We start from the raw sequence: 20,036 nt of genomic DNA on the forward strand, positions 1-20,036 counted from the left end.
GTAGCAGGAGGGTTTGAGAGATGGCGAAAGTACTTGTAGTGACGTCGGGCAAGGGTGGCGTCGGAAAGACCACCACGACGGCGGCCATGGGCGCTGCGCTGGCGCAGGCCGGCGAGAAGGTCGTCGTGGTCGATTTCGACGTCGGCCTGCGCAATCTCGATCTCGTCATGGGCGCGGAGCGGCGCGTCGTGTTCGATCTCATCAACGTCGTGCACGGCGTCGCCAAGCTGCCGCAGGCGCTGATCCGCGACAAGCGGCTGGAAAATCTCTGGCTGCTGCCGGCCTCGCAGACCAAGGACAAGGACGCGCTGACCGAGGACGGCGTCGGCCGCATCATCGCGGAGTTGCGCAAGACCTTCGACTGGGTGGTGTGCGACAGCCCCGCCGGCATCGAGCGCGGCGCAATGCTCGCGATGCGCTATGCCGACGAGGCGATCATCGTCACCAATCCCGAAGTGTCCTCGGTGCGCGATTCCGACCGCATCATCGGCATGCTGGATTCGAAGACGGTGCGCGCCGAGAACGGCGAACGCGTCGAGAAGCACATCCTGATCACGCGCTATGATGCAGGCCGCGCCGCGCGCGGCGAGATGCTGTCGATCGACGACGTGCTGGAGATCCTGGCGACGCCGCTGCTCGGCATCGTGCCGGAGAGCCAGGACGTGCTGCGCGCCTCCAATGTCGGCTGCCCCGTCACCTTGAACAGCCCGGCCAGCGCGCCGGCCCGCGCCTATCACGACGCGATGCGCCGCCTGCTCGGCGAGGAGGTCGAGATGCAGATCCCGAGCGAGCGCAAGGGTCTCATGAACCTGCTGTTGGGACGGAGGGCTGCATGAGCGTGTTGCGGCTCTTTACGGGGCGTACGGCCTCTGCGCCGGTCGCGCGGGAGCGGCTGCAGATCCTGCTCGCGCATGAGCGGAGCCTGCGCGGCCAGCCCGATCTCCTGATGCAGCTGCGCGAGGAAATCCTCGCCGTGGTTTCGCGCCATGTGGTACTCGATCCGGACAAGGTCATCGTCCGTATGGACCGGGGGAAGCATGTCTCGACGCTCGAGGTCGACATCGAACTGCCCAACGGCGCCGATCGCGCCTTTGCCAGCGCGGGCTGACGCGTGGCGAGGCGCGCGCTGATGCGGCCGATCTTCCGCGTCGCGGACAATCAGGTCACCGTCAGTCCCGACGCCGCGGGTCCCTGGGATCCGACGATGCAACACGGCTCCGCGCCGTCGGCGCTGGCGGTGTGGGCGGCCGAACGCATCGCGACGAAGTCGCCGATGCGCATCGCCCGCGTCACCATCGACCTGATGCGGCCGGTGCCGCTCGCCGAGCTCACGGTCGAGACCGAGGTGCTGCGCGAAGGCCGCAAGATCCAGCTCTGCGCGGTGCGCTTGCGCGCCGGCGATACGGCCGTGGTCACCGCGACCGTGCTCAAGATCAGGCAGGATGCGGTGCCGTTGCCGGACGACGTCCGCGAGCTGCCGGTCGATCTCGCAGGACCGGCCGATGCGCAGCCGGAGCCGGCGGATTTCTCGACCAGTCCCTTCGTCCGCGGCGTGACCCTGCGCGCCGCGCGCGGCCGTTTCGGCGTCAAGGGCCCGGGCGCGATCTGGTACCGCGTCGACTGGCCGCTGGTCGAGGGACACGCGGTCTCGCAGGCGATGCGCGCGGTGGTCGCGAGCGATTTCTGCAACGGCACCGCGGCCGCGCTCGACTTCCACAGCTACACGTTCCTCAATGCCGATCTCACCGTGAGCATGGCGCGCGAGCCGGTCGGCGACTGGATCCTGCTCGACGCCGAGAGCTGGATCGGCCCCGAAGGCGCCGGCCTCGCGATGGCACGGCTCGGCGACGTCAGAGGCTATTTCGGCCGCGTGGTGCAGAGCCTCGTCATCGAGAAGCGGTGAACGCGAGCGACTTGTTCTTGCGGTAATAAAGTGGGCTGCAGCCGCGGCGATGGTCCGGCTCGCGCAACGTCGACAGGCGCCGGCTCACAAGTTGTTCGATGCTCTGAGACGCGCCGCTTGCGCCCAAGCTCATATAGCGCTTCGCGGGCCGCCTCTGCCAGGATGCGATCGATCGGCCGGATCGGCGCGCAGCGCCTCCCGGCATCGGTCTGCGAATGCCGTCAGATATGCGCCGATCTCGGCGGCGAGAGCTTCAGTCGGCTCGATGTCCTGCATGCTCATGTTGAGCGCGTAGACCGGCAGGCCGTCCACAGCGATCGGCGTTGCGACGGCGAGCACACCTGGTTGCCACGACACCGCACAGTAGCCGTCCCGCCGGACCGAGCCGATCGATGTCTGGATGTCGGCGATCAGGGCCCTGGTGGCGGCCGCACTGCGGCGCCTGAACTGAACCATCAGCTTCGCCCGATCGCCTTCTGCGATGCCCGCGAGATAGGCGCGGCCGAGCGAGGTCAACTCCATCGGGACCTGCTGGCCGGCGACGATGCTGCGCAGAGTCGGGCGGGGATTGTAGCGAATGGATTCCAGGTACACCATCATGGTGCGATCGGCGGTCGCGAGACCGACATTGAGCCGGCGTCGCGTCGATTCGGCCCGCATCAGCGGACCAAGCACATTGAGCACCGGCGATCCCATGCGAACGGAGTGGCCGAAGCTGAGAACCGCCGCGGCAAGCCGGTAGCCTCGCTCGGCCCTGATGTCGTCAAGCATGCCGAACGCGACCAGCGTTTTGGTCAGGCGGCTGACCGTGGAGCGCGGCAGGCCGGTGCGCTCGGCGATCTCGCCATTGCCGAGCGTATCGACGCCCGGCCGAAAGGCACGCAGGATGTCGATGCCCCTCTCCAGCGAACGGTTGCCGTTTGCGCCGCCGGCATAACGTCTCGGTGCAGCCACCGCGTTGCCTCCTCATTCCACTAAGTGGAATGAGGAGTATACCCTCTTTCGTGCCGATCCGGTATAGAGGCAGACAAATAAGCAAACGCAAAACATGCCGGGAGCACGAAACGCAATGTCTGACATTCCAGGTGGCTAGCTCCGGCTTCGTCCGGTCCGTTGACGATCACCCGACGGACGGCCGGTATAAATCATCACATCGCTGATCGCTCGGCCGAGGGTGCCCGAGATGCCCGGCCGGTCTCAACCGGCTGTCGGAGCGTCGTGCCGCGTATGTGCGCACGCAATGAAGGCCTTCGCACACCGTCAATCCCGTTCAAACACCGAGGCTCGCTCATGACCTATCAGTTCATCGAATTCTCAGTTCATGCCGGCGTCGCAACCCTCGCGCTGAACCGGCCGGACCGCCGGAATGCCATGAGCGACGACATGCGCGCGGAGTTCGTCGCCGCGCTGCAGACCGTCGCGAGCGACAAGGCGATCAAGGCCCTGGTGCTCACGGGCCGCGGCAGCGCGTTCTGCGCCGGCGGCGACATCGCCGGCATGAAGCAGCGCCTCGAGGCCCCGCAGGGAGAGGTCGCGTTCAACGGCTGGAGCAGGCAGCAGGGCGTGCACCGGGCGCAGGCGCTGCTGTTGAACCTCCCCAAGCCGACGGTCGCGGCGGTCAACGGCGCGGCAGCCGGGCTCGGCGCCGACACCGCGCTCGCGTGCGATTTTCTGATCGGCTCGGAACGCTCGCAATTCACGTGGTCCTATATCAAGCGCGGACTGATCCCGGACGGCGGCGGCCTGTACTTTCTCCCGCGCCGCGTCGGCTTGGCCAAGGCAAAGCAGCTGATCTTCACGGGGCGCATGGTCGAAGCCGGCGAAGCTGTTGCGCTCGGCATTCTCGACCGCAAGGTGCCGTCCGACGAGCTGCTGTCGGCCGCGCAGGGCTGGGCGGCCGAACTCGCGCAGGGCTCGCCGACGGCGCTCGCACTGGGCAAGAAAATTCTCAACGAGAGCTTCGAGCGCTCGGCCCACGAGATCTTCGATCTCGGCAGCCAGGCGCAAGCCATCTGCTACACCAGCGCCGAGCACCGCGAAGCGGTCACGGCGTTCCTCGCTCGCTCGTCCGCGAAGGAGTGATCTCATGAACGCCATCGCACGGCTGATCCGGCCGCGTAGCATTGCCGTCATCGGTGCGTCGGCCGATCCGGGCAAGACCTCGGGGCGGCCGGTGTCATTCCTGCAGAAGCACGGCTTCGCGGGCGAGATCTACCCCGTCAATCCGAAGGTCGACCGCATCGGCGATCTCATTTGCTATCCGGATATCGCGGCGCTGCCCGCCGTGCCGGATGTCGGGCTCGTGCTATTGGGCGCGGAGCGCGCGCACGTGGCGGTGCGCGAGCTTGCCAGGCGGGGTGCCGCCGCCGCCATCGTCCTCGCCAGCGGCTATGCGGAAAACGGCGAAGAGGGGGGGCGGCGACAGCACGAGCTTCTGGAAGCTGCCGGCGCGATGCGCATTCTCGGCCCCAATACGATCGGCCTCGTCAATCTGACCGACAAGATCGTGCTCTCGGCCTCGGGCGCACTGGCGACGGATCACCTCCCGGCCGGTCCGGTCGGGCTGGTCTCGCAGAGCGGCGGCATTCTCGGCGCGCTGCTGTCTCGCGCGGCGGCGCGCGGCATCGGGCTGTCGAAGCTCATCTCCACCAGCAACGAAGCCGATCTCGAGCTCTCGGATTTCATCGAATATCTTGCGGCTGACGACGCCACCAAGGTGATCGCCCTCTATGTCGAGGCGATCCGGCATCCGGACCGCTTTCGCGAGGCGGTGCAAAAGGCGCGTCAGGCCGGCAAGCCGGTGGTGGCCTTCAAGATCGGCCGGTCGGAGGCGGGCGCCCAGGCGGCCGTTTCCCACACCGGCGCGCTGGCTGGCTCGGACCGCATGTACGACGCGCTGTTCCGGCAGCTCGGTGTCATCCGCGCCAGGACGTTCGAGGAGCTGCTCGACATTCCCGCGGCGCTGGCGGCCGGGCGAAAGCTCGGCGGCAAGCGGGTGGCGATCCTGACGTCGACGGGCGGCGCTGGAACGATCGTCTCCGACAGCCTTGGCGTTGCCGGATTCGAGACGCCGGCGCCCGACGCGGAGACCGCGGCTCAGCTCAGGTCGTTGCAATCGGGCTTCCATGCCAACCTCGATCGCAATCCGATCGATCTGACGCTGGCCGGCCTGCAGCCGGAGATCCTGCGTGGTGCGATCCGCACCTTGCTGGCCAGCTCGTCCTATGACGCCCTGATCATCATCGCGGGATCGTCGGCGGTCGGCACGCCCGCGCTGCTCGCCGATGCCATCCGTGACTGCCTGGCGATGTCCGACAAGCCCGTCATCGCCTATGTCAGCCCGCATGCGCCGGAGGTCGGCGCCGTGCTCACCGCGCGTGGCGTGCCGGCCTATACGTCGGCGGAGAGCTGCGCGTCCGCGCTCTCCGGGCTGCTTCAGGCCGCCGAGTCGCCGCCGAGCGATATGGCCACATGCGCCGAGCGGCAGGTCGACACCAGCGATCTCCCGACGGGCTCGCTCGACGAGTCCAAGGCCAAGGCGCTGTTCGCGCGGTTCGGCATTCCCGCGGCCGCGGAGCGGATCGTCGAAACCGCGGCGCAGGCCGAGGCGGCTGCGCGTGCGCTTGGCGGCAGGTTGGTGCTGAAGATTCTGTCCGCTGAGATCACGCATAAGAGCGACATCGGCGGTGTCGCCGTCAATCTGACGCCGGAGACGATCGGCGACCGGCTGACCACGATGGCGATCGACGTGGAAGCCGCAACCGGCCGGCGGCCGCGGCGCTTCCTCGTGCAGGCGATGGTGTCGGGCGGCACGGAGCTGATCCTGGGGCTGCATCGCGATCCGCTCGGGACTGCGGTTCTGCTCGGCATGGGCGGTGTCACCGCGGAGCTCTTCAACGATACGACCATGCGCCTGCTGCCGCCGACGGGCGGGCTGAGCCGGGCCGAGGCCCGTGCGATGCTGCATGACCTGATCACCTGGCCGCTGCTGGACGGATTTCGGGGGCGCCCGAAAGCCGACGTGGAGGCCCTCGTCTCGGCCATCGTGGATTTCTCCTTCATGGCGGCGCAGCTCGGCGACCGCCTGATCGAGGCCGAGATCAACCCGGTCTTCGTCCTGCCGGAAGGCCAGGGGGTCTGCGCGGCGGATGGCGTCGTGGTGCTGGCGTCCGCCGGCGGCTGAGCAGACTGGATCGCTTCTCGGCGGCGGCACTGAAGGTCGCGAATGAGAACAGGAATCCGACGATCGCCGACAAAAGCCGGCCGGTCGTCGGCAATCAAACAAACAAGATCAAATAACCAAAATGGAGGATACGCATGTCGACGCTGGTTCATGCTGCGTCCGAAACAACAGGGGCTTCCACCAGGAAACTTCTGACCGTGCTGATCGGTCTCGCCATCATGGCGGCCATCGTCTTGGCGCCGGCGCCGGCGGGCCTGTCGCCGGCAGGCCAGCGCGTCATCGCGGTGATGACCTTCGTGGTGCTGATGTGGATCACCGAGGCGATCCCCTACGGCGTCAGCGCGGTCGCGCTGGTGCTGCTGCTGATCCTCGCACTCGGCTTCTCGCCGGCCGGAAGCGACCCGGGGGCCATTCTTGGAACAGCAAAGGCCATACCCCTTGCGCTCAGCGGCTTTTCCAACGGCGGCTGGCTGTTCGTTGCGGCAGGTCTGGCGATGGCTGCAGCGATCACGAGCACGGGGCTGGAGAAGCGCGTGGCCTATCTGATCTTGAGGCTCGTCGGCGCAAACACCCACGCCATCATGCTCGGCATCATTCTCACCGCCTTCGCGCTGACGTTCTTCATCCCGTCTGTGATCGCGCGTGCGGCAACCCTGGTTCCGATCGTGATCGGCCTGATCGAGGCATTCGGTCTGCCGCGCGATAGCCAGATCGGCAAGGCGATGCTTCTTCTCGCCGGCATCCTTCCATCGGTGACCGGCGTCGGCGTTCTCACCGGCGCGGCGCCCAATCCCGTGATGGTCAATTTCCTGACCGGAGCCGGTCAGCCGCAGCTCGGCTATCTCGACTGGCTGATCGATCTGTTTCCCTACACGGTGGTGTTTTCCGTCGGCCTGTACGTCCTGGCCACGCGGCTGTTCAAGTTCGAGTTCTCGGAAATGCCCGGAGGCAGCGGCTACATCGCGGCCCGTCTCGCCGAGCTGGGGCCGATGTCGACGGCCGAGAAGAGGGCGTCGGTCATCATGACGCTGACGATCGTGCTTTGGGCAACGGACAAGATCCATCACGTCGAGGCGTCCGCCATCTCGGCGCTCTGCGTCCTGCTGCTCGTCATGCCGGGGGTCGGGGTCACTACCTGCAACGATCTCTACAAGCGGATCGACTGGAACTCGATCCTTCTGTTCGGTGCAGGAATTTCGATGGCTGAGATGTTGACCAGGACCGGCGGAGCGGCGTGGCTCGCCAAGGTCGCCTTCGTCGAGTCCGGAATGGGAGGCTTGTCGGTGACGGCGCTGGCGATCATGATCTACGTCGTCGTGTTCTTCGTGCGCTTCTGCTTCACCAGCATCACGTCGTGCCTCACGGCAATCACGCCCGCGATCATCGGCTTCCTGGTGTCTCTGCACAATCCGGATATTCCCATCACCGGGATCGTTCTTGGTGTTGCCCTCATTGCCCAATGCCTGGCCATCATTCCAGTGACGTCTGCCCCCGCCATGATCGCCTACGGCACCGGAGGCTTCACGACCCGCGACATGATGCGGCTCGGACTCCCGCTCGCCGTGATCATGTACGGCCTGATCGTGCTGTTCATGTTCACTTACTGGCCGCTGGTGGGTCTCTGGAAGTGAAGGGCGCGGGGCAATATGATCTGTAGCTTGCGCCCGAGCAGATAGAGGAAGCTCAACATGAGAAGAATTTCGTTGATCGCGACCGGCTCGTGGCTGCTCGCCTTCGCATCACTTGCGCTGGCGCAGGCCCCAGTCAGGCTTCCGACCGTGGCCGCCGAGCGCGCCTTCTTCTATGTCGGCGGCCGCTACGTTGGGGAGCCCGGCAAGGAGCTCATGCGGGGCCAGATGTATGTGGAGTATCTGGCGCCGAAGACGATCACGCAGAAATACCCGCTGGTCCTGATTCACGGCGCAATGCAGACGGCGACCAACTGGATGATGACTCCGGACGGCCGGGAGGGCTGGGCGGAGTATTTCCTCGAGCAAGGCTACGCCGTCTACCTGGTCGATCAACCCGCGCGTGGCCGTTCGGCCTGGCATCCGAACGTTGACGGCGCCTTGCGGAACTTCACTGCCTCGCAGCTGGAGCGGCAATTCACAGCGTCCGAACGCTTCAACCAGTGGCCGCAGGCGACCAAGCACACGCAGTGGCCGGGTTCGGGCGAGGGCAAGGGGCGCATGGGCGATCCCATCTTCGATGCGTTCTATGCCACTCAGGTCGACTCGCTGGCGAGTGACGAGGAGACGCAGAGCCTGATGCAATCTGCCGGCGCCGCACTGCTCGACCGGATCGGTCCGGCGATCCTGCTGACCCATTCGCAGGCCGGGCCGCTCGGCTGGGCCATCGCGGAGGCGCGGCCGGCCCTGGTCAAGGCGATCGTCGCCGTCGAGCCAAGCGGTCCTCCGTTCGAGAACGCCGTGACCAGCACCAACAAGGCGAGAGCATGGGGCGTGACCGACATTCCCATGACCTACGATCCTCCGATCTCCGCCGCGTCCGAGCTACGCACCGTGAAGCAGCCGCAGCCCGATGCTCCCGATCTCACGGCTTGCATCCTGCAGGCGGAGCCGGCGCGAAAATTGAAGAACCTGATGGGGCGGCCGACGCTCGTCGTCACCGCCGAAGCGTCCTACCACGCGGTGTACGACCAATGCACGGCGGGATATCTGGAGCAGGCCGGTGTCTCCGTTCAGACCATGCGGCTGGGGGATCGTGGCATCCACGGCAATGGCCACATGGTGATGCTTGAGCTCAACAATCTCGACATCGCGGCCGCATTGGCGGCCTGGTTGAGGGAGAACGTGAAATAGCGCCCGCCGCCGTCCCGGGTGGATCTGTCCGGCGACGACGATCGTCGCTGTGCTACGGCAGGTCCAGCCCGCTCTTCTGCATCGACTCCGTCGCAGCTGGTGACGTCAGATAGGCAAGAAATTGCTTTGCGACGTCCACGCTGGCCGCTTTGGACGACACGGCGGCTGACACGACGCTCTTCTTCTGCAGATCGTCGGGCAGCGGTCCAACGACAATGATTCCCGGCTCCAGCCGCAGCTCGCTGATCTGCTGGAGACCGAGCTCGACCTCGCCGCTGGCGATGGCTTCTCCAACAAACTTGCGGCCCAGTATGACGTGGCTCTTGCCCGCAACCTGGTCGGCGATGCCGAGCTTCTTGAGCAGGACATTGGCAACATACGTCCCGCTGGCTCCCTCGGAATAGCCGATCGACGTCGCATCGAGGAGTGCCTGGCGAAGCGCTGCTTCCGTCGAGATGTCCGGTAGCCTGTGCCCGGCTTTCACCGCAACGCCGATCTTGGACACGGCGACGTCCTTGCGCTCGACCGGGGCGAAGTATCCGCCCTTGATCAACTCATCCATCCCGGTGTTGACCATGATCAGCACGTCGACATGCTCGCCGTTCTTCACACGGACCTGGCTGGCTTCGGGGGAATTGCCTGATGACGGTCCCCAGGACATCGTGATCCTGTGACCGGTCTCGCGCTCGAAGCTGCTCGCGATCTCTGTGAACGATCCTTTCAGGATGCCGGTGGTCAGGATCTTGAGCTCGTCGGCATCAGCCGTCGCCATTGGCATCGACAGCAGCGCAGCGCACGCGAGCGCACGGACCGCAAATGAATGGATCATGAGTGTTGTACCTCCCCGGTTCAGTTATCTCTTTGCCGGGAGGTTACCAGGGTGCCCGAAATTGTAACGGGGCAATTTTCACTTAGTGGAATTTTGTCAAAGGGTGTCGTGAGTCTAATTGGTAGAGCAACAGCTACGAAGCGTCACAGCGGCTTCGGTGGCTGCGACGTCGCGGGATCCGTGCTCACTTTCGCGCTGGCTCGAGCCGGGGCGCGCGATGGCGCGGCGCGGCGTCGATCCGGGATCCATAACCACAGGATGACGTGGTTAGCGTCGATCGCGACGGCGCTTCTGTCGTCGAGCCACGACGGAAGCCGCCGATCGAGCCATTTGGGGTATTCGTGAAAAATCATTGAGAAGAAGCCGACGACTGGGGGAGAGGCAGCCCAAGGCAATGCCACTGAGTAGGCATTCGCTGCGTAGCTCTCCAAAAAGCCCGGCGAGGCGCTCGGGCCGAAGCGTGGCCGCGCCGACTCTCACCACAGCTGTACGGCGCTGCCCGACCCTGCAGGTATCTTCTCCGGCCTCGACGGCAACACGCGCCGCGCGATCGACATTCACGCGGGTGACGAGATCGACGCGGCCACATTCAAGGCATTGATCCTGGCCGCAGTGGCGCTACACATGGCGAAGGTGAAGCGGTAGCCCGAGCTATCGCGATGGCGTCGAGGGTGACCTCGTCCGCTTCAACGGCGTGGAGATGATTTTTCACGGAGGCCAGGCCGTATACGGGCTGCACCAAGGTGGAGGCGTGATAGAGCGGGGCGCCTGCGCGGATCTCTGCTGCAGCTCATGAGGAAGTCCGAGGGGGCGTCGTGATCAACATTGCTGTCCTGGTCTTGATCCTTGCCGTTGTGATGGTCTTCATCTGGCGTCGGCCGATCGGCCAGCTTCCTGCCTCGAAGTCGGAAGATCGCGTCCTGGAGTCCGTCGCGGCAGCGGAAGACGACGAGCTGATGCTGTTCTACCACAAGGACCCCCAGCCCGAGCGTCTCGTTGGGCTTTGGGCCAGATGGGCCGGACATGCCTACAAAGCCGCATCGCCCTGGAGCGTTTTCCCGCCGGCGATCGGCTTCTTCTCGGTCGTCTTTCGCGAGCATCCAGAATGGATCGAACGCCTGCTTCCGTCCTGGCTCGACGACAGGAGCGCCGTCGCAATTGATGCGGCTCTGGCGCTCTCAGGGAACTCCGCGATCCGACAGCAGATGCAGGCGCGTTTCGCGAAGTCCGGCGCGAACCAGATGTTGAAGGACGAACTGGGTGCGTTGCCGTCGGAGGCGTTGGATATCCAGATCGCAACGCCGACGCATCTCGACATCTTATGGGGCGCATTTTTTGCCAGCGGCGACGAGCGCTACGTTCGACGAATCATCGAATTTCTGGCTCAGACCGCCGACCGCTCCGAGCTGATTGCCATCGACATTGCCAATGTTAACCTCGCAATGGCGGGCGGTCCAAACGAGATCATAGGCCAGTTGAAGGAGAAGTATGCTCAGTCGTTCGCCGGCACGATCGCATACGCAGCAACCGCCGCCTGGGCGCTCGGAGCCAACGCAACGCGTCACGAAAAAGTAGCCCATGCCATAGAGGCCTACATGTCCGAGCACCCTGCTACACACACGACGAAGGTCTTGTCGGTGATCGGGCCTCGCTAGCGTAAAGATCGTTGGTCGGTTGCGCTTCGCCGGGAAACAGGATAGGTAGCTCCTTCCCAACTTCAACACAGGAGGCGACGATGTCCAGACTCACGCGCTTCCCGGGCTCGCTGCGCGATCATTGACGCGGCCGACCGGGATGATTGTCCCGGATACGATTTGACACTTTCCCCTCTCGTCGAAAAGCCCGCGGCCCTCGTGGCCTGCGCCTGAACCGTCGTGTCATGACATCAAATCTCTTGCTGACTCCCCGCCGGGAGCCGGAGCGTTTCGACCTGCACGAACGCCGGCTGCGGCGCTACACGTGTCGTTTCCAATCCCGCGTGCGCGCGCTGGCCATGCGCCACTCGCACATCGCGGATCTGGCTCTCAGCTTTCCGGCGCTATTGTTCGCGCTCGCGGCGCCGCGGCGCGGGTTCGATCCCGAACCGGTGCTCGCTTGCGTGATCGCAGGCCGTCCACTTGCGGAGGCGGCGGCCGCGGCGGGCTTGCCGATGTGGTTGCGCAAGCTGCCGCCGGAGGCGTTCGTCCGTCCGATCGATCCACTGCCGGACGGCGAGCTGTTCCGGCGGCAGATCGGCAACCATCTGCCGCGCTCGCCGAAGCTGATGCCGAGGTGGCTGCAGCTCGTTTCCGAAATGGCTGCGCTTGCGCATGAGCCGGCCGCCGTGTGGATCGCCCGTGAGTTTGTTGGCGCGCCGCGAGCGCCGAAGCTCGCTCGCATGCATCTGCTGGGTCTGTGGATCTGGTTCTCCAGTCAGCCTACCACATCGGCCTACGAACTCGTCGAAAAACCGTGGACGCCGGACATGAAGCTCGACGCCGCCGTCGCGGCAGCGGGCGCCTGGCGAGAAATGGCCGAGCTGCATCTCAATCTTGGCCGGCAGCCGATCCGCGACATGTGGCTCAATCCGGGTCGTGTCGGCGACTATGAGTTCCGGCCGATCGATGGCATGCCTGCGGTCAAGGAGGAGGCGGCGGCCATGCGCAATTGTGTCCGCCTCTACGGTGAGGACATCGCCCTCAACCGCTCGCGGCTATGGAGTGTTCGGCGCGGCGGCGAACGCGTCGCGACGCTCGAGGTCGCCGTCCGCCGTCGTGATCCCTTGTTGAACATCGTCCAGCTCGAGGCCGCTGGGAACAAGGCCGTCTCGCGCGAGCTGTGGTGGGTCGCGCGGCGCTGGCTGCACCTGCACGATCTGCCGCGCATCGAGACGGGCGAGGTGCGCTGGGACAAGGCGCCTTTCGACGGCGCCACTTGGCGTGGGCTGTGGCGGCCCTATTGGCTCGCCAAGCGCCGCATTCCCAAGTGGCTCCCGCTCGCGCCATCGCGTAGGGCGCTGGAGGCATTGTGACGTGGTTGGTTCGTGCTTAGACCCTTGCGCGGCAGTCTCGGTGTCGTGCTCGCCAAGCGCCGACCCGCAGACGGACGATGCGCACATAACTGACGTTAGCAGTTATTCGCCAGCGATCGAGTTTGGAGTGTGTACGCTGGCAGTGTCATTTTGGTTGTGTGTCTGCTCGGTTGCTACCGCGCGTGCGTTGGCGATTGCCGCCTAGGAGACGCTTAGAAGGTCGTGATCGAGCGTCACTCCGGCTCATCTCGACCTCTCTTGGAGTGAATTCTTCCGGCGACGACGAGCGCGACGTGCTGTGGATCATGGTGACGACGTCGGGGGCCGGTGGACATCTACAATCAACTGAGCGGCGCGTATGGACACGCGCTCGGCGTGGAGATTATCTTCGCCGCGACCGCAGGCTGGGGTCTTGAAACCGACGCCAAGCGCCACGAAAAACTGGCTCAGGCGATGACCGGCTACGTTTCCGAACACCCTGTGTTCTACACGATCAAGCTATTGTCGGGCCTCGGGCCACGCTCGGCTTGATGAGCTTTCAGGGGGAGCCTTGGCGATGTGGTGGAAGATTATCGCGTTTCTATACGCACTATTATTTGTGTGGGCTGCCTTTGACGCTGTGCATTCCGCGAATGCACTTACGATGATCACGAGCGCAATCCTGTTGCCCGCCGTGTGGAGCCTCTTTTTGTTCGCCTTCGACAAGCGCCTTCTGCCAAGATCGCTTTGGAAGGCCTACGCGATCATGTTTCTCGCCTATTGGACTTTCCCATTGGTACTCGGGGCTAAGATGCTGATCAACGAGAGCGGCGCCTTGGTTTACGCGATCATCATCGCCGCCTGCGCGCTCTTTCTGTTGCCGGTGGTGCGCAGCCTATGGTGGCTTTCCTTTGCGCGCACTGAAGGCGGCCCTCCAGAGTCGAGTGAAATTTCTGCTTCCTGAGGCGTGGGCTCCCGGTCAGGCATCCCGTTGTGTTGCGCGGCCACACCGGAGTCTTCGCAATGCAGCCATCGTGTTGACCTCGGTGAGCGCGGCAGAACTTCGCGGACTGCCAGGCCTGCCTGGAGACGTTGCGAGACGGCGCGGTGATTTGCCCGACGGGTACGTCCCTGCCTGGACTATTGCGCGTTCGCATCGATGATGCCCGCGCTAACGCGCGCGCGGAAAAGCGAAATTCGCGAGCCGCTTCAAGCTGATTTGGCCTGTCCAGATGATCAGCGAAAAATATTTCACTTTGCATTTTCCGAAATCGATGCTTTCCTCCTCGCATCCCGCCTCATTGAAGAGGGGCGCAGCGCGAACGTCACGAGGCGTTGGGTGCGGGATGCGATGGCCGCGATGTGGCGCAGCGTGCTTGGGCACGCCGACGTACGCCATGCCGCGGACGGTGAAGTCGCAGGGTCCTGGCCTCCCGACGCTGAGGTCAAGTTTCGCGAGGCGTGCAATGCGCATCTTGCGAGACGACGGTGGCAAACAAGCCCGGTCGCCGGGGAGACTGCGTATAAGCCGTAAAGCCGTTGCGCAGGGAGGGCCGGGTCGTCCGGCTGACCTGTGGTTCTGCCGCGTGCTTTTTTGCTGCACGCGGACCGCAGGCCTCAGCCGAGGCCTGGCCTTCCCTGCACCCTCCGTCGATGGAGGGGCCGACGCTTCAGCAAGACTCGGACGCGAATGCGCCGCGAGACGGTGGCGCCATGTTTGCAACTCGCGCAACAACTTCTGTGCTGTCCGGTGGGCGGTGGAATGCCTGGCGAGGATCGCGCGATACAAAGATTGTCGTCCTCGCGAAAGCGGGGACCATAGCCACAGGCCGATGGTCGAGGCACGCGCGTCGACCCACCTGCGCTCACCACGCCGTCCTGTGGTTATGGATCCCGGGGCGCGCTTCGCTTGCCCGGGACGACAGCGCGGGTGACATTGCGTGTTGGGCTGACGGAAAGGTTTGCGCGGCCGTGTCTCTCATTCTCCGTCATTGCGAGCGCAGCGAAGCAATCCAGGGCCACGCATGCCGCTCTGGATTGCTTTGGCGCAAGGGCGCCTCGCAATGACGGAGCACGATCGAGGGAGCTGATCGTGCGGCTACCCCACCATCCGATCGCGCCCTTCCCAATACCGCGCGCGCAGCACCTTCTTGTCGACCTTGCCGACGCCGGTCACCGGCAGTTCCTTGACGAACTCGACGTGCTTAGGGGCATGGGCGGAGCCCTTGCGCGCCTTGACCAACGCGATCAGCTCGTTCGCGTCGATCTGCGCGCCCGCGCGCGGCACCACGATCGCGGTGACGGCCTCGCCCCATTTGTCGTCGGGCACGCCGACCACGGCGCACATCGCGACGTCGGCATGCTGGGTCAGCACATCCTCGATCTCGCGCGGAAAAATGTTGAAACCGCCGGAGACGATCATGTCCTTCTTGCGGTCGAGGATGTACAGGTAGCCGCGCTCGTCGCGGCGGGCGATGTCGCCGGTGTGCAGCCAGCCGTTCTTCAAGGTCTCGGCCGTGATGTCCGGCCGCTTCCAGTACTCCGCCATCACGTGCGGCGCGCGCACGCAGATCTCACCGGCCTCGCCCTGCGCCACCTCCTGATCATCGTCGTCGAGAATCTTGGCGTCGCAGGCCGCGATCGGGAAGCCGCAGGACAGGAACAGCTCCTGCTGCTTCGGATCGTGATCGGCCTTGCGCAGCACCGAGACCGGATAGCACTCGGTCTGGCCGTAGAGCTGCGAGAACACCGGGCCGATGCGCGCGATGCCTTCGACCAGCCGCGTCGGCGACATCGCCGAGGCGCCATACAGCACGAGCTCGAGCGAGGACAGGTCGGTCCGGTCGAGCGCGGGGTGATCGAGCAGCACGTAGATCATGGTCGGCACGAACAGCGTGAAGTTGATGCGCTCGCGCGCGATCGTCGAAAGCACGGCCTCCGGATCGAAGCCTTTGAGCATGTGCACGGTGCCGCCGCGCATCAGGGTCGGCAGCACCTTGGTGCCGGCGACATGGCTGATCGGCGCCACCGTCAGATAGCGTGCCTGATCGGGGATCTCGAAATCAGCCAGGATCGCGGTGGCGAAGCCGCCATATTCCTGATGCCGGCGCAGCGCGCCCTTCGACTTGCCGGTGGTGCCGCCGGTGTAGTTCAAGGTCGCGAGATCATCGGGCGTCGCGAAATTGCGCGCGCTGGCGTGGCCGGCGCGGTCGATCGCGGCCAACAGGTCGATGCCGTAGTCGGCCGGCCCCAGCGTGAACACATGGCGGACGCCGTCGGCCCGCGAAGCCAGCTCGCCGCCGCGGTCGCGGAACGCGGCCGTATCGACCACCAGCACCTGCGACTCGGAATCCGCGAGCTGGAACAGTTGATCCTCCAGCGATCCCAGCGGATGCAGCCAGGTGATCGCGAGCCGCGACAGCTGCGCGGCGATGCCGGCGCACCACGTATCGGCGCGATTGGCCGTGAGCAGGGCGACGCGTGTTCCCGGCGGCAGCGCCAGATGCATGAACACGCTCTGCAGGCGGCCGATCAGGTCGATCGCGCCCTGATAGGACAGCGATCCGCCCGGCCAGCTGAAGGCGGTGCGCTGCGGGTAGCGCGACAGCGTCAGCAGGGTCTGCTCGCAGACCACGGGGAACGAATGGAGCTGATGGCTCATGCGTCGGCCTCCCAGGATGCCCCGATCATTGTCGAATTGCAGGGCTTGGAACGAAGGCTACCAGAATGCCGGTCGCGCTCAAGCCGGCGCGATGTCACTTCTGCGGAATGCCGGAACATCGTCGCGTGCGGGACGTTGCCGCCCCAGCATAAGGAGCAAGGCCATGCGCAGTTCGACGGCTTTTTTCACGGGGGTTGGAACGGTTACCATCGCCGTCGCAGCCGGGATCGGCGGCGGACTTCTGATCGGCGAGAGCATGAATCCGAAGACGCGCCCGCTGGAATCGACCAGGCTCGAACGACCGGCGCCGGATACGCCCTCACCGAGTCCGGCCGTGAGCTCGTATCTCGCCGCGACGCAGGGCGCCACCACCGCTCCGATCAGGGTGGCTCCCGCGCCGGAGCAGACGTCGGTCGCGGTGCCGGCTGCGGCCGATGCATCACCGCAGCCGTCGTCGGCGATGGCTACGACACCGGCATCCGCCGCGCCTGGTTCCGCCAACGAACCCGTCGCTGCGTCCGAGGGCGCGCAGGCCAAGGCCCAAGAGAACAAGGCCCAGGAGAAGCAGGATGCCGATCTCAAGGTCCGCGACGCCGAGCGCAAGCGCAGTGCGGAACGGCACAGCGCCGAGCGGCGGCGGCAGTTCGCCGAACGTCGCCGCCAGCAGCGCGAGCAGGATCTGCGCGCGGTCGAGCAGGCGGTGCGCGACGATGCGGGCTCGCGCGTCTACGCCGCCCAGCCGGTCGCCATGGACACGCCGCGCTTCCGCTTCTTCGGCCAGGATTGAAGGCCGGCGCCGGCGTCGCTATCCCTGAGCCAAGCAATGGATCAGGGAGCGGACACGTGGCGCAACAGACGACATTGGCCGGCCTACGGGCGCGACTACGCCTGCCGCTGATCGCAGCGCCGATGTTCCTGGTGTCGGGAATCGAGCTGGTGAGCACGGCCTGTGCGAACGGCGTCATCGGCGCTTTTCCGACCGTCAACTGCCGGACACCCGACGAGCTCGACGGCTGGCTGCGCGAGATCGAGGCGCGGCTGGCCCGCGTGGCAGAGGCCACGGGCGAGGCGGTCGCGCCGGTCTGCCCGAACCTGATCGTGCATCGCTCCAATGCAAGGCTGCAGGATGATCTCGCCGTGCTGCTGCGGCACCGACCGGAGCTCGTGATCACCTCGGTCGGCTCACCTGCGCCGGTGATCCGGCCGCTGCATGATGCCGGTGCGATCGTGCTCGCCGATGTCGCCTCGATCCGCCACGCCGAGCGCGCCGTCGAGGCCGGCGCCGATGGTCTCGTGCTGCTGACGGCCGGCGCTGGCGGCCAGACCGGCTGGCTCAACCCGTTCGCCTTCGTGCGCGCGGTTAGGAGCTTCTTCGCCGGTCCGATCGTGCTCGCCGGCGGCATCAGCGACGGCGTGGCGTTGCGCGCCGCCGAGGTGCTCGGCTGCGATCTCGCCTACATGGGCACGAAATTCATCGCCACGCGCGAGAGCGTGGCCGACGATCGCTACAAGGCGATGCTGGTCGACAGCTCGGCCGACGACATTCTGCTGACCTCGGCCTTCACCGGCCTGCCGACCAGCATGTTGAAGCCGTCCGTTGTCGCAGCCGGGCTCGATCCGGAGGCTTTGCCGGCGCGCGGCGCAATCGAGATCGGCAGCGACATCGACATCGGCGCGCGCGAGGCGCGGCCGAAGCGCTGGCGCGACGTCTGGAGTGCCGGACACGCGACGTCGGGGGTCACCGACATTCCCACTGTGGCGGCGCTGATCGCGCGCACCGTGGATGAGTACCGCCGCGCCGGTCAGCCGAGCGGGGCTGCGCGATGAGGCGAAAGACGGCCCGGTGCCTTAAGCCGCCATTAACCATCCCGTCCCACAATCGGCTGATGGTGGTTCTCCGTGTCGTGCTTGCGGAAACCCGCAGGGCCGAATGGACGGGGATGCGCGATGGGCATCGGGACGGGGCAGGGCAAGGAGCGCGCGACGCTCGAGGAGATCCGGATCCGGGTCGGGCATGCCCTGCAGCGGCATCCGCTATGCCGCGGCGTCCAGTTCGACATCATGAGCGTGCCGCGCACCGCTCGCGGCGGGAACTGGACCATCAGCCTTCGTTCCGTCGAGCCGGCCGCCCTGTGGGAGGCCTCCGACATCATCGCCGACATCCAGGCCGCCTACGATCTGCAGACGGCGGCCGAGCTCTCGTCCGCGGCCTAGCAGTCGTTCGCGGTCGCAAAAAAATATCCGCCATGTTGACAGGGCAGAATGGTGGCTCATGTGTTTCTGTGGCATCGTAAAGCCTTAATTAACTCCCAGTTTTCGGCAAAGTGCGGTCTTTCCGCCGGGATACGGAGATTTGCGTGACGAAGTCGATCGCTTTTGTCGCTTTGCTGGGCGTGCTGATCGCCGGTGCGGCCGTGACGAGCGTGCTGATGCGGGACAGCGTTCCCTCGGCCGGTGCGATGATGCCGGCGGTGGTGGCGAAGAGCCCGATCTCGAACCGCGAAGCCAAGGCTGACCGCCTCGCCGTCGTCACACTTGCGGCTGCCGAAGAGCAGCAGCCGAGCGCGGCGAAGAAGGATCCGCTGCGCCAGGCCTTTGCCTATGCCCCGGCCGAGCCCGAGATGCCGAAGGCGTCGGCCGCTGCGGCCGTTGTCGCCGAGCCGGCTCTGCCGAAGTCCAGGATCGTCGCCAGGAGCGAGCCCGCGCTCGCGCCTGCCCCGCTGAAGCCCGAGGTGCAGAAGGCCTATTCGCTGCTGTCCGACGGCCAGATCGCCGGCATCAAGGAGCGGCTGCGGCTGTCGGCAAGTCAGGAATATTATTGGCCCGCCGTGGAGAGCGCGCTGCGCGCCGTCGCCCGCAAGGTGCACACGGCGCGGCAGGGTGCCGCCAAGCCGGGCGCGGTGGCGATCGATCCGGATTCGGACGAGGTGCAGCAGCTGAAATCCGCAGCGATGCCGCTGCTGTGGCAGCTGCGCGACGACCAGAAGGATGAGGTGCGCCGGCTCGCCCGCACCATCGGCCTCGACAAGGTCGCCGCCGCGATCTGATCGGGGGCGATCTCGGCGCGCGCGCCTCGTGAAAAAAGACGCGCGAAAATAAGAAAAGGCCGCGCATGCGCGGCCTTCGTGGTTCTTGAGGCAGCCGGTTTTACCGCGCCGGAGGGTTGGCCTCCGGATGCCCCCCACTCTCGGGGCCCGCGCCGGTCGGAGACGACGCCGGGGCGGTGCGCAGATCGGGGCCCGGCCTGGCCGGCTGGGTCATGGTCGGGGCTTCCGGCGGGGTGATCGCCGCGCCTGCGCCCACCGTGGTGCCGCGGTCGGTATTGGTCGGGGCGGTCGGCACCGGCGTCGGCTTGGAGCCGCCGGCGACATGCGTAGCGCCGCCGCTCTGGTAGCCTGCCACCAGCAGGCCGCCGACGACGAGGGCGAGCACCAACAGGCCGCCGAGCTCGGGGAGGGCGCCTGACGGCGCGATTCCGCGGCCGCGCCCGTCGCCTTCGAGCGCCACCGCTGCGATCTCGCGATTGTGCCGCGAGCGCAGGAACGCCAGGAACGCGCCAGCGGCAATGATGATGGTGGCTGCGAGCGTGAAGAACATCAGCCAGCTGATGGGTTGATCGCCTTGCATGTCGAACATCCTGTGTGTGAGG

General features: G+C 65.8%; 19 protein-coding genes. 15 read left to right on the forward strand and 4 right to left on the reverse strand.

The window, feature by feature from the left end:
• Positions 1 to 20 precede the first annotated feature (20 nt).
• From minD to LQG66_RS28300, 3 genes are read left to right on the forward strand one after another with little or no spacing between them, the layout of a single operon-like run.
• Positions 21 to 836: a septum site-determining protein MinD gene (gene minD / locus LQG66_RS28290; protein ID WP_231319136.1), complete on the forward strand. Its 816-nt coding sequence runs from the start codon at positions 21 to 23 to the stop codon at positions 834 to 836.
• Positions 833 to 1,108 carry a cell division topological specificity factor MinE gene (minE, locus tag LQG66_RS28295; RefSeq protein WP_231319137.1) on the forward strand — a complete coding sequence of 92 codons (276 nt, stop codon included), beginning with the start codon at positions 833 to 835 and terminating at the stop codon, positions 1,106 to 1,108. Before minD ends, minE begins: the two co-directional genes overlap by 4 nt.
• 21 nt (positions 1,109 to 1,129) lie before the next feature.
• The gene (locus LQG66_RS28300) at positions 1,130 to 1,903 is read left to right on the forward strand and encodes a thioesterase family protein (RefSeq protein WP_231319138.1); all 774 of its coding nucleotides are present in this window, start codon (positions 1,130 to 1,132) and stop codon (positions 1,901 to 1,903) included.
• A 129-nt stretch (positions 1,904 to 2,032) separates the two neighbouring features.
• On the opposite strand, the gene LQG66_RS28305 is transcribed toward LQG66_RS28300, so the two are convergent.
• Positions 2,033 to 2,857 (reverse strand): IclR family transcriptional regulator, encoded by an 825-nt coding sequence (locus LQG66_RS28305; protein WP_231319139.1) that lies wholly within the window; start codon positions 2,855 to 2,857, stop codon positions 2,033 to 2,035.
• Between the two features lie 336 nt (positions 2,858 to 3,193).
• Between LQG66_RS28305 and LQG66_RS28310 the strand changes: the two genes are divergently transcribed.
• The 4 genes from LQG66_RS28310 (at position 3,194) to LQG66_RS28325 (ending at position 8,908) form a co-directional block, all read left to right on the forward strand.
• Positions 3,194 to 3,985, forward strand: a complete 792-nt coding sequence (locus tag LQG66_RS28310) for an enoyl-CoA hydratase/isomerase family protein (RefSeq protein WP_231319140.1) — start codon at positions 3,194 to 3,196, stop codon at positions 3,983 to 3,985.
• Between the two features lie 4 nt (positions 3,986 to 3,989).
• The gene (locus LQG66_RS28315; RefSeq protein ID WP_231319141.1) at positions 3,990 to 6,086 is read left to right on the forward strand and encodes an acetate--CoA ligase family protein; all 2,097 of its coding nucleotides are present in this window, start codon (positions 3,990 to 3,992) and stop codon (positions 6,084 to 6,086) included.
• Between the two features lie 134 nt (positions 6,087 to 6,220).
• Complete coding sequence (locus LQG66_RS28320) at positions 6,221 to 7,717, forward strand: SLC13 family permease (protein WP_231319142.1); 1,497 nt, start codon at positions 6,221 to 6,223, stop codon at positions 7,715 to 7,717.
• Between the two features lie 57 nt (positions 7,718 to 7,774).
• The gene (locus tag LQG66_RS28325) at positions 7,775 to 8,908 is read left to right on the forward strand and encodes an alpha/beta hydrolase (protein WP_231319143.1); all 1,134 of its coding nucleotides are present in this window, start codon (positions 7,775 to 7,777) and stop codon (positions 8,906 to 8,908) included.
• A 52-nt stretch (positions 8,909 to 8,960) separates the two neighbouring features.
• On the opposite strand, the gene LQG66_RS28330 is transcribed toward LQG66_RS28325, so the two are convergent.
• Positions 8,961 to 9,737, reverse strand: coding sequence for a molybdate ABC transporter substrate-binding protein (locus LQG66_RS28330; RefSeq protein ID WP_231319144.1), 777 nt, complete (start codon positions 9,735 to 9,737; stop codon positions 8,961 to 8,963).
• An 815-nt stretch (positions 9,738 to 10,552) separates the two neighbouring features.
• On the opposite strand from LQG66_RS28330, the gene LQG66_RS28340 reads away from it, so the two are divergent.
• The 4 genes from LQG66_RS28340 (at position 10,553) to LQG66_RS28355 (ending at position 13,690) form a co-directional block, all read left to right on the forward strand.
• On the forward strand, positions 10,553 to 11,392 hold the full coding sequence (locus LQG66_RS28340; protein WP_231319145.1) for a hypothetical protein: 840 nt from the start codon (positions 10,553 to 10,555) through the stop codon (positions 11,390 to 11,392).
• A gap of 224 nt (positions 11,393 to 11,616) precedes the next feature.
• Positions 11,617 to 12,747, forward strand: coding sequence for a hypothetical protein (locus LQG66_RS28345; RefSeq protein WP_231319146.1), 1,131 nt, complete (start codon positions 11,617 to 11,619; stop codon positions 12,745 to 12,747).
• Positions 12,748 to 13,074: 327 nt separating this feature from the next.
• On the forward strand, positions 13,075 to 13,278 hold the full coding sequence (locus LQG66_RS28350; RefSeq protein ID WP_231319147.1) for a hypothetical protein: 204 nt from the start codon (positions 13,075 to 13,077) through the stop codon (positions 13,276 to 13,278).
• Between the two features lie 25 nt (positions 13,279 to 13,303).
• On the forward strand, positions 13,304 to 13,690 hold the full coding sequence (locus LQG66_RS28355; protein WP_231319148.1) for a hypothetical protein: 387 nt from the start codon (positions 13,304 to 13,306) through the stop codon (positions 13,688 to 13,690).
• 1,134 nt (positions 13,691 to 14,824) lie between these two features.
• Here the strand turns inward: LQG66_RS28355 and LQG66_RS28360 are convergent.
• Positions 14,825 to 16,387 (reverse strand): AMP-binding protein, encoded by a 1,563-nt coding sequence (locus tag LQG66_RS28360; protein WP_231319149.1) that lies wholly within the window; start codon positions 16,385 to 16,387, stop codon positions 14,825 to 14,827.
• 163 nt (positions 16,388 to 16,550) lie between these two features.
• Between LQG66_RS28360 and LQG66_RS28365 the strand changes: the two genes are divergently transcribed.
• The 4 genes from LQG66_RS28365 (at position 16,551) to LQG66_RS28380 (ending at position 19,434) form a co-directional block, all read left to right on the forward strand.
• A complete protein-coding gene (locus LQG66_RS28365) occupies positions 16,551 to 17,174 on the forward strand; it encodes a hypothetical protein (RefSeq protein ID WP_231319150.1) in 624 nt (207 codons plus the stop codon).
• Between the two features lie 56 nt (positions 17,175 to 17,230).
• Complete coding sequence (locus LQG66_RS28370; protein WP_231319151.1) at positions 17,231 to 18,214, forward strand: NAD(P)H-dependent flavin oxidoreductase; 984 nt, start codon at positions 17,231 to 17,233, stop codon at positions 18,212 to 18,214.
• 120 nt (positions 18,215 to 18,334) lie between these two features.
• Complete coding sequence (locus LQG66_RS28375) at positions 18,335 to 18,601, forward strand: hypothetical protein (RefSeq protein WP_231319152.1); 267 nt, start codon at positions 18,335 to 18,337, stop codon at positions 18,599 to 18,601.
• A gap of 200 nt (positions 18,602 to 18,801) precedes the next feature.
• Positions 18,802 to 19,434: a hypothetical protein gene (locus LQG66_RS28380; RefSeq protein WP_231327984.1), complete on the forward strand. Its 633-nt coding sequence runs from the start codon at positions 18,802 to 18,804 to the stop codon at positions 19,432 to 19,434.
• A 100-nt stretch (positions 19,435 to 19,534) separates the two neighbouring features.
• Here the strand turns inward: LQG66_RS28380 and LQG66_RS28385 are convergent, their stop codons facing one another.
• Positions 19,535 to 20,014, reverse strand: a complete 480-nt coding sequence (locus LQG66_RS28385; RefSeq protein ID WP_231319153.1) for a hypothetical protein — start codon at positions 20,012 to 20,014, stop codon at positions 19,535 to 19,537.
• Between the last annotated feature and the right edge of the window lie 22 nt (positions 20,015 to 20,036).

The sequence above is a fragment of the Bradyrhizobium ontarionense genome (assembly GCF_021088345.1).
GTDB lineage: Bacteria > Pseudomonadota > Alphaproteobacteria > Rhizobiales > Xanthobacteraceae > Bradyrhizobium > Bradyrhizobium ontarionense.